The sequence below is a fragment of the Burkholderia sp. HI2714 genome (genome assembly GCF_002223085.1).
In the GTDB taxonomy this organism is placed as follows: domain Bacteria; phylum Pseudomonadota; class Gammaproteobacteria; order Burkholderiales; family Burkholderiaceae; genus Burkholderia; species Burkholderia lata_D.
This window is the reverse complement of the sequence record NZ_NKFM01000020.1, coordinates 98,674-111,180: the sequence shown is the minus strand read 5'-3', so window position 1 is coordinate 111,180 and position 12,507 is coordinate 98,674. Positions and strand designations below refer to the sequence as shown.

General features: G+C 67.0%; 12 protein-coding genes. 7 read left to right on the top strand and 5 right to left on the bottom strand.

The features are described from left to right. Positions 1-16: 16 nt before the first annotated feature. Together CFB82_RS09945 and CFB82_RS09940 are read right to left on the bottom strand one after the other, a co-directional pair. Positions 17-382 carry a hypothetical protein gene (locus CFB82_RS09945; protein ID WP_069248063.1) on the bottom strand — a complete coding sequence of 122 codons (366 nt, stop codon included), beginning with the start codon at positions 380-382 and terminating at the stop codon, positions 17-19. A gap of 314 nt (positions 383-696) precedes the next feature. Beyond that, positions 697-1,458, bottom strand: a complete 762-nt coding sequence (locus CFB82_RS09940; RefSeq protein ID WP_089484033.1) for a hypothetical protein — start codon at positions 1,456-1,458, stop codon at positions 697-699. A gap of 124 nt (positions 1,459-1,582) precedes the next feature. Here CFB82_RS09940 and CFB82_RS09935 point away from each other — a divergent pair, with 124 nt between their 5' ends. The 3 genes from CFB82_RS09935 to CFB82_RS09925 all read left to right on the top strand — a co-directional run bounded on the left by CFB82_RS09935 (position 1,583) and on the right by CFB82_RS09925 (position 5,039). Beyond that, positions 1,583-3,019: an aldehyde dehydrogenase family protein gene (locus tag CFB82_RS09935; protein WP_089484032.1), complete on the top strand. Its 1,437-nt coding sequence runs from the start codon at positions 1,583-1,585 to the stop codon at positions 3,017-3,019. A 122-nt stretch (positions 3,020-3,141) separates the two neighbouring features. Continuing rightward, positions 3,142-4,332 carry an NAD(P)H-dependent flavin oxidoreductase gene (locus CFB82_RS09930; protein ID WP_089484031.1) on the top strand — a complete coding sequence of 397 codons (1,191 nt, stop codon included), beginning with the start codon at positions 3,142-3,144 and terminating at the stop codon, positions 4,330-4,332. Between the two features lie 65 nt (positions 4,333-4,397). After that, positions 4,398-5,039 (top strand): OmpW/AlkL family protein, encoded by a 642-nt coding sequence (locus CFB82_RS09925; protein WP_089484030.1) that lies wholly within the window; start codon positions 4,398-4,400, stop codon positions 5,037-5,039. A 75-nt stretch (positions 5,040-5,114) separates the two neighbouring features. Here CFB82_RS09925 and CFB82_RS09920 read toward each other — a convergent pair whose 3' ends face one another. After that, positions 5,115-5,318 (bottom strand): DUF1289 domain-containing protein, encoded by a 204-nt coding sequence (locus CFB82_RS09920; RefSeq protein WP_010095552.1) that lies wholly within the window; start codon positions 5,316-5,318, stop codon positions 5,115-5,117. A 420-nt stretch (positions 5,319-5,738) separates the two neighbouring features. Here CFB82_RS09920 and CFB82_RS09915 point away from each other — a divergent pair, with 420 nt between their 5' ends. The 4 genes from CFB82_RS09915 (at position 5,739) to CFB82_RS09900 (ending at position 9,821) form a co-directional block, all read left to right on the top strand. Next, entirely contained in the window at positions 5,739-6,833 is a 1,095-nt protein-coding gene (locus CFB82_RS09915) for a polyamine ABC transporter substrate-binding protein (protein WP_069248058.1), read from the top strand. 86 nt (positions 6,834-6,919) lie between these two features. Continuing rightward, positions 6,920-8,080, top strand: a complete 1,161-nt coding sequence (locus CFB82_RS09910; RefSeq protein WP_069248057.1) for an ABC transporter ATP-binding protein — start codon at positions 6,920-6,922, stop codon at positions 8,078-8,080. Continuing rightward, on the top strand, positions 8,077-9,003 hold the full coding sequence (locus CFB82_RS09905) for an ABC transporter permease subunit (protein ID WP_069248056.1): 927 nt from the start codon (positions 8,077-8,079) through the stop codon (positions 9,001-9,003). The genes CFB82_RS09910 and CFB82_RS09905 overlap by 4 nt, the downstream gene beginning before the upstream one ends. Beyond that, positions 9,000-9,821, top strand: coding sequence for an ABC transporter permease subunit (locus CFB82_RS09900; RefSeq protein WP_089445727.1), 822 nt, complete (start codon positions 9,000-9,002; stop codon positions 9,819-9,821). Before CFB82_RS09905 ends, CFB82_RS09900 begins: the two co-directional genes overlap by 4 nt. A gap of 175 nt (positions 9,822-9,996) precedes the next feature. Here CFB82_RS09900 and CFB82_RS09895 read toward each other — a convergent pair whose 3' ends face one another. Next, complete coding sequence (locus CFB82_RS09895; protein WP_089445726.1) at positions 9,997-10,803, bottom strand: sulfite exporter TauE/SafE family protein; 807 nt, start codon at positions 10,801-10,803, stop codon at positions 9,997-9,999. An 18-nt stretch (positions 10,804-10,821) separates the two neighbouring features. Next, positions 10,822-12,489, bottom strand: a complete 1,668-nt coding sequence (locus CFB82_RS09890; RefSeq protein WP_089484029.1) for a bifunctional protein tyrosine phosphatase family protein/NAD(P)/FAD-dependent oxidoreductase — start codon at positions 12,487-12,489, stop codon at positions 10,822-10,824. Positions 12,490-12,507: the final 18 nt, after the last annotated feature.

Here is a 12,507-nt window from a genome sequence, read left to right as displayed (position 1 = left end):
GCCCGCACGCATGGACTCAGTCGGCCAGCCGCTTGTCGGCGAGCGCCTTGCAGCAGTCTTCGTAGACCCATTGCACGAGTTTCGCTCGATAGTCGAGATCGTCGGTGTCGACGATTTCCTCGACCGCGTCGCGCGCCCATGACGCATCGACGAACCCGGCATGCCGCTTCGCGATGTCCTGCGCGAGCGCCGCGAGCTTGGCAACGGCCAGCCAGTCGGCCTGGCGATGATGGCGGTCGAGCCAGCGGTGCGCGGCCTGGACCTGGAACGTGGCGTCCGGCCACGATTCGTTGAGGTAAAACGCGCCGAGATTGCCGCAGGTGAGCCAGCAAAGCAGTTCCAGGCGATCTTGCGAGCCGAGGATATGGGGTGCGTCGGACATGGCAGCGCTCACGAAATACGTCGATTCCGGGCGGCGCCGGTTGCAGTGAGCCGGTGCCGATAGTAAAAACATAGCACGATGCGGGCCCGACCGCGCACCCGGGCGGATGCTGACATGGCGATGGTGAAACGGACGCTGCGCCGGCGAGGATCGCCGACGGCGAAGCGAGGGGGCAGCGGGAACGGAAAGTGCGGGAGCGCGTGAGGAACGACGCGGGATGAGGCGGCCGGGGAGCGGCCGCTGGCGCCGTGAAGCGGGCCCGTCGCCGGGCCCGCCGCAGCCCGGCGTGCGGCCCGGGCTGCCGATGAGCGAACTCAGGTCGTCGTATGCGTGGCGCGCGCGATCGAACGGATGCTGCGCTCGACGCGGATCAGGATGATCAGCACCGCGAGCGACACGAACGAATACAGCGCGACGAGCGCGGCGACGCCCGCGTAGCGCGCGGTCTGGCCGTTCTCGGCAGCGGTTTCTTCCGCGGCCTTCTTCTCGTTGTCGATCGCGGTCCGGCGTGCGTCGTAGCGCTCGGAGAAGTCGCGCATGACGGCCGATACGACGTCGGTGTACGCCTGCTCGCGCGCATATTCGTCGCCGTGAGCGGTGACCTTCTTCTTGACGCTGGCCGCGACGTCCGTGCGCGACAGCACCTTGTCGAGATACGCGATCTGCTGCTCGTAGTACGCGACGTCCGGATGGTCGTCGTCGCCGAGCACGCGCTGGAACGACGGCTCGTACGCGTCGCGATCGACCGCGTAGTCCGGCGACAGGGCCGCCCGGCCGTGCTTCTGCACGATGCCCGACAGTCGCGTCGACAGGCGCAGCGCGGGCGACGCATCGTCGCCCTTGGCTGCGGCGCCGTCGGCGGCCGGCGTGGCCTTGGCGGGCGCATCGTTCTCCCACGCGAACGATGCAGGATCGACCTGGATGGCCGAATCGACCTTCGGCGGTTTCGACAGGCGCGCATCGAGTGCGACCGCGCCGAATATGACCCCGCCGATCAAGACTGCGGTCGCGAACAACAGCACGATCACGCGCAATACCTGAAGATAGCCGCCCTCGATTTTGGTCAGGATGCTCAAGGCATTCTCCTTTCTTATGATGAATGAGGCGCCGAGGCTAAAGACCTTTCTAATGGCTGTCAATCGTCACACCGGCGGACCGAAACGCTCGCTAGAATGTCGGCTTTCCTGGAGGCGGAAAGCGATGAAAATCTACGACCAGTTCTATATCGACGGCGCGTGGCGCAAACCGGCCGGCACCGGCACGATCGACGTGATCGACTCGGGCACCGAGGCCGTGATCGGCCGGATTCCGGAAGGCGTCGCGTCCGACGCGCAGGACGCGATCCGCGCGGCGCGCGCAGCCTTCGACGCGTGGGCGGCCACGCCGCCCGCGACGCGCGCGGGCTACCTGCGCAAGATCGTCGAGCATCTGCAGGCGCGCAGCGAGGAACTCGCGCAGTCGATCACCGGCGAAGTCGGGATGCCGATCAAGCTGTCGCGCGCGATCCAGGTCGGCGGCCCGATCTACAACTGGAAGGCGTACGCGAAGCTCGCCGAATCGTTCGAATTCGAGGCCCAGGTCGGCAACTCGCTCGTCGTGCGCGAGCCGGTCGGCGTCGTCGCGGCGATCACGCCGTGGAACTATCCGCTCAACCAGGTCACGCTGAAAGTCGCGCCGGCGCTCGCGGCCGGCTGCACGGTCGTCCTGAAGCCGTCCGAAGTCGCGCCGCTGAACGCGTTCATGCTCGCCGAAGCGATTCACGAAGCCGGGCTGCCGGCCGGCGTGTTCAACCTCGTGTGCGGCTACGGCCCGGTGGTCGGTGAAGTGCTGGCCACCGATCCGGACGTCGACATGGTGTCGTTCACGGGCTCGACGCGCGCGGGCAAGCGCGTGGCCGAGCTGGCGGCCGCGGGCGTCAAGCGCGTCGCGCTCGAGCTGGGCGGCAAGTCGGCCTCGGTGATCCTCGACGATGCCGATTTCGCGACGGCGGTGAAGGGCACGGTCAACGCGTGCTTCCTGAACGCGGGGCAGACCTGCTCGGCGCACACGCGCATGCTGGTGCCGGAAGCGCGCTACGACGAGGCGCGCGCGATCGCGAAGGTGGCCGCCGAAACCTACGTCGCCGGTGATCCTCGGCAGGATGCGACGCGCCTTGGCGCACTGGCATCGGCCGTCCAGCAGCAGCGTGTGCAGGACTACATCCAGCGCGGGATCGACGAAGGCGCCGAACTCGTGACGGGCGGCACGGGCCTGCCGGAAGGGCTGGACAAGGGCTTCTTCGTGAAGCCGACGGTGTTCGGCCGCGTCGATCCGAAATCGACGATCGCGCAGGAAGAAATCTTCGGGCCGGTGCTGTCGATCATCACGTATCGCGATGAAGACGACGCCGTGCGGATCGCGAACGATTCGCCGTACGGGCTCGGCGGTGCGGTATGGGCCGGCAGCGACGAACGCGCGATGAGCATCGCGCGCCGCATCCGCACCGGGCAGGTCGACATCAACGGCGGCACGTGGAACATGGCCGCGCCGTTCGGCGGCTACAAGCAGTCGGGTCACGGCCGCGAGAACGGCGTGTACGGGCTCGAAGAATATCTCGAGTACAAGTCGATGCAGCTCAAGCCCGCGAAGCCGGCCTGAGCGTTTCTCACGGCCTGAACCGGAAACGGCACGCTCGCGTGCCGTTTTTTATTGACGGCCGTCAAGGTGCGCGTCGGTGGATCGTCGATCATCGCGGTTCCGATGTTCCGACGAGGTTTCAGATGACCGTACGCACTTCCTTTCCGCCGCTGACGATTCGCGGCCGCACCTTGTTGCCCGTCGTGCAGGGCGGCATGGGCGTCGGCATCTCCGCGCACCGGCTGGCGGGCAGCGTCGCGCGCGAAGGCGCGGTCGGCACGATCGCGAGCATCGACCTGCGCCACCATCATGCGGATCTGCTCGCGCGTTGCCGCGCGCAACCCGATCGCGCGACGCTCGAGGCCGCGAACCTCGAGGCGCTCGCACGCGAGATCCGCCTCGCGAAGACCTACAGCGAAGGGCGCGGGATGATCGCGGTCAACGTGATGAAGGCCGTGAGCGCGCATGCCGACTACGTGCGGGTCGCGTGCGACGAGGGGGCCGACGCGATCGTGATGGGCGCGGGCTTGCCGCTCGACCTGCCCGATCTCACGCAAGGACACGACATCGCGCTGATTCCGATCCTGTCGGACAGCCGCGGGATCGCGCTCGTGCTGAAGAAATGGATGAAGAAGGGGCGCCTGCCCGACGCGATCGTGATCGAGCATCCGGCGCATGCGGGCGGCCACCTCGGCGTCACGCAGATCGACGACATGCACGACCCTCGCTTCGACTTCGAACGCGTGCTCGACGAGAGCGCCCAGGTGATGGCGTCGCTCGGGATCGCGCGCGAAACGATCCCGTTGATCGTTGCGGGCGGGATCAACAGTCACGACACGGTGCGCGCGGCGTTCGACGCCGGCGCGAACGGCGTGCAGGTCGGGACGCCGTTCGCGGTGACGGAAGAGGGCGATGCGCATCCGCACTTCAAGCGCGTGCTGGCCGACGCGACGCCCGAGGACATCGTCGAATTCGTCAGCGTGACGGGGCTGCCCGCGCGCGCGGTGAAGACGCCGTGGCTCGATCGTTACCTGCGCAACGAAACGCGCATCCGCACCAAGCTCGGCGCGCTTAAGCAGCGCTGCCCGACCGCGCTCGAATGCCTGAGCGTATGCGGCTTGCGCGACGGCATCGAGAAGTTCGGCCATTTCTGCATCGACACGCGGCTCGCGGCCGCGCTGCGCGGCGACGTGGCGAACGGGCTGTTCTTCCGCGGCCGCGAGGCGTTGCCGTTCGGCCGTGCGATCCGCAGCGTGCGCGATTTGCTCGACCTGCTGCTGACGGGCCGTGCGACCGAGCCTGCGGCAAACCGTCCCACGTTTACGTTGGCTTGACGGATATCAAGATAAAGAAAAGACCCTACAGGGAGAATGGAAACCATTCTTTGGGGGTCCGTACCATGCATAAAACGATTCGAACTTGTGTCACCGCTGCCGCCGTTGCAGCCGCTTTCGCCGCGATGCCTTCGCTGTCGCACGCAGCCTCGCCGGGCGACGGCATCAACCAGGGCGACGTCCTGGTCCGGCTGCGCGCGATCAGCATCCAGCCGAACGAACGCGCGAGCGATACGCTGGGCGCGCTCAACGTCGGGGTGAACAACGCGATCGTGCCCGAGCTCGACTTCACGTACATGATCCGCGACTACCTCGGCGTCGAGCTGATTCTCGGCACGTCGCGGCATCAGCTGACGTCGAGCCTCGGCAATCTCGGCGGCGTGGGCGTGCTGCCGCCGACGCTGCTGCTGCAGTACCACTTCAACCATGCCGGCAAGGTGCGTCCGTATGTGGGTGCAGGCCTGAACTACACGTACTTCTACAACAACGGGCTCAACGTCGGCGGGCAGGGCGTGTCGATCAACAAGAGCAGCTTCGGCCCCGCACTGCAGTTCGGCGTGGACGTGCAGGTGACGAAGAAGATTTTCATGAACGTCGACGTGAAGAAGATCTGGATGAGCACCGATGCGACGCTGGGCGACAAGGGCATCGGCACGCTGCACATCGATCCGCTGATCGTCGGCGTGGGCGTCGGGATGAAGTTCTAGACGCGGCGGGAAAAGAACAGAGTTGGGGTTGGCGGCATGTCGGTCGGCATGCCGCTTTTTTTATGCGCGGCGGATTTACAGCTTGTCATACTGGAAGCGCATCGCGGTGCCTTCGCGCGAGATGCGCTCCCACACCGCGCGCTTTTCGTCGTCGCTCAGGAACACCCAGTTCGACACTTCGGCGGCCGTGCGGCCGCAGCCCTTGCAGACTTCGTCGAAGAGCGTCGAGCACACGCCGATGCAGGGGCTGTCGGGGAGGTCGTGAAGATTGGAGGCCATCGGGAGGGTTCGCGCAGTTGAATCGTCAGCCGCCATTTTAATGCATCGCGGCCGGACGGTCGGACGGGTGCGGCCGGCATGCCGTACCGGTGCAGCGGCGTGACAGTACGGCGGGGTTCGGGCGCAGCCGCCAGGCGGTTCGCGCCCGGCCGGCGAACGCGATTGCGCCGCCGCCCGTTTTTCCCGGTGGACAGCCGCCGATTACCCGATAGAATTCCCCGGGAACGCCCCGCCTCACGGGCGGCCAGCCTGGCCGGCAGCGGGAATCTGTTCCGTTTGCGCGACACCGGCATGATTTTTTTGTGACGGGGCGCGAATGATGGTAGTTTTCGGGGTTTTCGAGGGGCGGCGCGCCAGAATGCGCCGTCATGACGAGGCAGACGGCAGCCGGACACACGGTCCGGCCGTAGGGAGAACGGGATGAAAGCAAAAGTAGTGGGCCGGTTCGCAGCGCTCGCGCTGTGCGTGGGTGCATCGGCGGCAGCGGCGAAGGATACGCAGCTCAATGTCTATAACTGGTCGGACTACATTGCGAAGGACACGATCCCGAACTTCGAGAAGCAGGCAGGCGTCAAGGTCCGCTACGACAACTACGACAGCGACGACACGCTGCAGGCGAAGCTGCTGACGGGCAGCTCGGGCTACGACATCGTCGTGCCGACCAGCAACTACGCGGGCAAGCAGATCGCCGCCGGCATCTTCACGCCGCTCGACAAGTCGAAGTTGCCGAACCTCAAGTACCTCGATCCGCAACTGATGGCGCTCGTCGCCGGCGCGGACCCGGGCAACAAGTACTCGGTGCCCTGGGCGTACGGCACGACCGGTCTCGCATACAACCTGACGAAGGCGCAGCAGGCGCTCGGCAAGGTGCCGCTCGACAACTGGGACATCCTGTTCAAGCCGGAAAACATCTCGAAGCTGAAGACCTGCGGCGTGTCGGTGCTCGACGCGCCCGACCAGATGTTCGCGGCGACGCTGCACTACATCGGCAAGGATCCGATGAGCACGAACCCGGCCGACTACAAGGCCGCGATGGAAGTGCTGAAGAAGATCCGCCCGTACATCACGCAATTCAACTCGTCGGGCTACATCAACGACCTGGTCGGCGGCGACATCTGCTTCGCGTTCGGCTGGTCGGGCGACGTCGTGATCGCGAAGCATCGCGCGATCGAGGCGAAGAAGCCGTACAAGGTCGAGTACTACATTCCGAAGGGCGGCGCGCCGGTGTGGTTCGACGTGATGGCGATCCCGAAGGATGCGAAGAACAAGGATGCCGCGCTGCAGTGGATCAACTACATCGAGGATCCGAAGGTGCACGCGGCGATCACGAACGCGGTGTACTACCCGAGCGCCAACGCGGAGGCCCGCAAGTACGTGCGGCCCGACGTCGCGAACGACCCGGCCGTCTATCCGCCGGCCGACGTCGTGAAGACGCTGTTCCTGCTCAAGCCGCTGCCGCCTGAAATCCAGCGTCTGCAGACGCGTCTGTGGACCGAGCTGAAGTCGGGCCGCTGACGCGAACCGGAGTGAATCAGCAGTCATGAAGCCCCTGGTGCCCCCGGGGGCTTTGTTCGTTCAACGCAGGAGAGAAGCAGCACATCATGAATAGCCAGTCGGGCGCGCCGGTCGCGGGCGTGCCGTCCTCCGTTTCCTCCTCCGGCGCCGATGCGCGCGCCGAGAACTTTGTCCAGATCGTCGACGTCGTCAAGAAATTCGGCGACACCGAAGCCGTGCGCAGCGTCAACCTGACCGTGCGCCAGGGCGAGCTGTTCGCGCTGCTCGGCAGCTCGGGCTGCGGCAAGTCGACGTTGCTGCGGATGCTCGCGGGCCTCGAGACGGTCACGTCGGGCAAGATCCTGATCGACGGCGAGGACCTCGCGCAGATGCCGCCGTACAAGCGGCCCGTGAACATGATGTTCCAGTCGTATGCGCTGTTCCCGCACATGTCGGTCGAGTCGAACGTCGCGTTCGGTCTCAAGCAGGAAGGCACGCCGAAGGCCGAGCTGAAGGCGCGCGTCGCTTCGGCGCTCGAACTCGTGCAGATGAGCAAGTACGCGAAGCGCAAGCCGCATCAGCTGTCCGGCGGCCAGCAGCAGCGCGTCGCGCTCGCGCGCTCGCTGGTCAAGCGGCCGAAGCTGCTGCTGCTCGACGAGCCGATGTCCGCGCTCGACAAGCAGATCCGCCAGCGCACGCAGATCGAGCTCGTCAACATCCTGAACAAGGTCGGTGTCACCTGCATCATGGTCACGCACGACCAGGAAGAAGCGATGACGATGGCCAATCGCCTCGCGGTGATGAGCGAAGGGCAGATCGTGCAGATCGGCTCGCCGAACGAAGTGTACGAATATCCGAACAGCCGCTTCTCGGCCGAATTCATCGGCTCGACGAACCTGTTCGAAGGCGTGACCGTCGAGGACGAACCTGACCACGTGTACATCGAGTCGCCCGAGCTGCCGAGCCGGCTGTACGTGAGCCACGGAATCTCGGGCCCGCTCGGGATGCCGGTCACGGTGTCGGTGCGCCCCGAACGGATCGCGCTCACGCGCAAGCCGCCCGAAGGCGCGTTCAACTGGGCGCGCGGCCGGATCAGCAACGTCGCGTACATGGGTGGCTACTCGCTGTATCACGTGAAGCTCGACGGCGGCAAGACGGTGATCGCGAACGTGTCGAGTCTCGCGATTTCGGAGCTCGAGACGCCGGCGCTCGGCGACGAGATTTACGTGCGCTGGAGCGCGACGGCCGGCGTGGTGCTGACGTCATGACCGCGTTCAAGTCCATGCTCTCGTGGCCGGTGCGGCGCTTCAACCTGACGGGCGCCACGGCGGTCGTCGCGGGGCCGTTCACGTGGCTCGTGCTGTTCTTCCTCGTGCCGTTCGTGCTGGTCGTGAAGATCAGCTTCGCGGAGCTGCAGCTCGGCATCCCGCCGTACACGGAGCTCGCGTCGTACGCGGACGGCGTCGTGCACGTCGCGCTGAACCTGTCGCACTACGCGTTCCTGTTCACGGACAGCCTGTATTTCGCGACCTACGTGAACTCGGTGTGGGTGGCCGCGATCACGACGCTGCTGTGTCTGCTGATCGGCTATCCGATGGCGTACTACATCGCGCGCTCGAACCCGGCGACCCGCAACCTGCTGATGATGGGCGTGATGCTGCCGTTCTGGACGTCGTTCCTGATCCGCGTGTACGCGTGGATCGGCATCCTGAAGAACAACGGGCTGCTGAACAACTTCCTGATGTGGGTCGGGCTCACGCATACGCCGATCGAGCTGTATCGCACCAACTACGCGGTGTACATCGGGATGGTCTATTCGTACCTGCCGTTCCTCGTGATGCCGCTCTATGCACACCTCGTGAAGATGGACCTGCGCCTGCTCGAAGCCGCGTACGACCTCGGCGCCAAGCCGTGGAAGGCGTTCGTGCAGATCACGCTGCCGCTGTCGAAGAACGGGATCATCGCGGGCTGCCTGCTCGTGTTCATCCCGGCGGTCGGCGAGTACGTGATCCCCGAACTGCTCGGCGGCGCGAACACGCTGATGATCGGCCGCGTGATGTGGAACGAGTTCTTCAACAACGCGGACTGGCCGATGGCGTCGGCGGTGACCTGCGCGATGGTGCTGCTGCTGCTCGTGCCGATGGCGATGTTCCAGCACTTCCAGGCGAAGGAGCAGGGAGGCCGCCGATGAAGCCGAATCGTTACCTGCAGTTCGCGGCGCTGTTTGCCGGCTTCGCGTTCCTGTACATCCCGATCATCAGCCTGATCGTCTATTCGTTCAACGAGTCGAAGCTCGTCACCGTGTGGTCGGGCTTCTCGTTCCGCTGGTATGCGGCGCTCGTCGAGGACGACGAGCTGCTGACGGCCGCGTGGCTGTCGCTGAAGATCGGCGTGCTGACCGCGTTCGCGTCGGTGTTCATCGGCACGTGGGCCGGCTTCGTGCTCGCGCGGATGGGGCGCTTCCGCGGCTTCGCGCTGTTCAGCGGGATGATCAACGCGCCGCTCGTGATTCCCGAGGTGATCCAGGGGATCTCGCTGCTGCTGCTGTTCATCGAGCTGGCGAAGTGGATCGGCTGGCCGGCCGAGCGCGGCGTGTTCACGATCTGGCTCGGCCACGTGATGCTGTGTATCTCGTACGTCGCGATCATCGTGCAGTCGCGTGTGCGCGAGCTGAACCCGTCGCTGGAAGAAGCCGCGCTCGATCTCGGTGCGACGCCGTTGAAGGTGTTCTTCACGATCACGCTGCCGCTGATCTCGCAGGCGCTGATCGCGGGCTGGCTGCTGTCGTTCACGCTGTCGATCGACGATCTCGTGCTGTCGGCGTTCCTGTCGGGCCCCGGCTCGACGACGCTGCCGCTCGTGGTGTTCTCACGCGTGCGCCTTGGCTTGAACCCGGAGATGAACGCGCTCGCGACGCTGTTCATCATCGCGGTGACGGCTGGCGTCGTGATCGCGAACTTCGTGATGCTGCGCCAGGAGCGCAAGCGGATGGCGGGGTTCGCGACCTGACGTTCAAGTTGCGATCGACGTGAAAAACGCCCGGTGCCGACGACGAGTCGGGCCGGGCGTTTTGTTTGGGTGGCGCCGCGTGTGGATCGGTGCCGGTCAGTACGCGATTGCGACGGATGAACCGGCATCGCGGGCGGGACGCGGATTCGATTCCCGCGCCCGACTGCGCACCGCTTTACGCGCCGAACGCCGCCTTCGCCAGCAGCCCGAGCGCGACGCACACGAGCACGGCCGCGAACCCGGCCTGAACATGCCGCGCGGCGAGGTGGCGCGACGCGCCGCGACCGGCGGCCATGCCGAGTGCGGTCGCGACGGTGAACCACAGCGTCACGTCGAGCGGTGCGCGCGTGCCCGACACGAGCGTCGCGAACACGCCGCCGGTGCCGACGAGCGCGATCACCATCAGCGACGTCGCGACGACACCGTGCATCGACACGTTCGTGAACTTGCGCAGCATCGGCACGATCACGAAGCCGCCGCCGACGCCGAGCAGCCCCGTCATCAGGCCCGTCATCGCGCCGGTCGACGCCAGCGCGACGCCGACCGGCCAGGACCACACGAGCCGGCCCGTATCGGGATTCACGCGGCCGACGCACAACGGCGACGCTTCCGCGTCGACCGGTGCGTGCCGCAGCGCCTGCCGCAACAGGCGGCCGGCGACGACCAGCATCGTCAGTGCGAACAGCGCGAGCAGCAGGCGTTGGGGCAGCACGTGCGCGAGCCGTACGCCGAGCGTGGTCAGCGGCACGCCGGCCACGGCCATCAGCAGCGCCGCGCGGTAGCGCACGAGCCCGCGGCGGAACCCTTCGAGCGCGCCGAGCGCGGCGCTGCCCGCCACCGCGACGAGCGCGACGGGCGTGGCCTGCTGCATCGGCCAGCTCATGCCGACGACGAGCGCGGGCACCGCGAGGATGCCGCCGCCGGCGCCGGTCAGGCCGAGCACGGCACCGACGAAACCGCCCAGTACGAGGGAAATCAGCATGGCGTCACCGCGCTCCGGTCAACGTGCGATCGCGGGCTTCGCGAGCCATTCGCGGCCCTTGAGCATCGCCTTCCAGTAGAGCGGCGGCAGCACGCGTTCCTTGAGCAGCCACGCGAGCCGCGACGGGCGCTTGCCGTCGATCAGCCACGCGGGGAAGGTCGGCGCGACCTTGCCGCCGTACAGGAACTCGGCGAGCACGATCTTGCCGCGCTCGACGGTGAGCGGGCACGAGCCGTAGCCGTCGTACGCGGCGTCGCCGTGCGCGCGGCCGAGCGACGCGAGCAGGTTGTGCGCGACGACGGGCGCCTGCTTGCGGGCGGCCGCGGCCGTTTTCGCGTTGGTCGTGTTGGTGGCGTCGCCGAGCGCGTAGACGTCCGGATACTGCTTGTGCCGCAGTGTCGCCGGATCGACGTCGATCCAGCCGGCCGCGTCGGCGAGCGGGCTCGAACGCACGAAGTCGGGCGCCTTCTGCGGCGGCACGACGTGGATCATGTCGAACGCACGCACGACGGTTTCCTTGCCGCCGTCCGGCAGCGCGCGCGCGAACGTCGCGCGGCGCGCGGGCCCGTCGATCGACACGAGGTTGTGGCCGAACGACAGCGCGATGTCGTAGCTTTTCACGTATTCCATCAGCGCGGGCACGTAGTCGGCGACGCCGAACAGCGCGGCGCCCGCGTTCAGGAACTCGACGTTCGCGGCTTCGAGGTGGCCCGCGCGCCGCCAGTGGTCGCACGACAGGTACATCGCCTTCTGCGGCGCGCCCGCGCATTTGATCGGCATCGGCGGCTGCGTGAAGAGCGCGTTGCCGCCGCGGAACCCGCGGACCAGCTCCCACGTGTACGGCGCGAGATCGTAGCGGTAGTTCGACGTGACGCCGTTGCGGCCGAGCGTGTCGGCGAGGCCTTCGATTCCGTGCCAGTCGAGCTTGAGCCCCGGGCACACGACAAGCTTGCGATACCCGATGCGGCGGCAGCCGTCGAGCACGACCGTGTGCGTGTCGGGCTCGAAGCCCGCGACGGCGGCCTGGATGTGCTGCACGCCGCGCGGCAGCACGTCGGTCATCCGGCGTGCGGTGGTCTCGGGCCGGAACACGCCCGCGCCGACCATCGTCCAGCCGGGCTGGTAGTAGTGGACGTCGGCCGGATCGATCACCGCGATGTCGAGTGACGCGTCACGCGCGAGCAGGCTCGACGCGACCGCGATGCCGGCCGCACCCGCACCGACGATCACGATGTCGTGCCGCGCGTCGACGGCCGGCGCCGCCTGCCTGCCGCCTTGCACGACCCGCGAGGTGAGCGCGCGCAGGTCGTAGCCGGCTGCGCCGGCCGTCGCGACGATGTCGTTCAGTGGACGCAGGCCGGCTTGCGACAGCGCCCACAGCGTGGCCGAACGCATGCCGCTGCGGCAGTATGCGAGCACCGGTCCTTCAAGCGATGCGACGAGTGCGCCGAACTGCGCGGCCTGGTCGTCGGTCACCTTGCCCGTGTCGACCGGCAGGTAATGCACGTCGATGCCGAGCGGCGCGGCGGCCGCGCGGATCTCCGTGACGGTCGGCTGGTCGGGGCCTTCGCCGTCGGGGCGGTTGCAGATGATCGCGCGGATGCCGGCCGCGTGAAGCGCGGGCAGGTCGGCCGCCGCGATCTGCGGCGAGACCGACAGCGTGTCGGTCAGCTTGCGGATGGTCATGTCGGGGGTCTCCGGGTG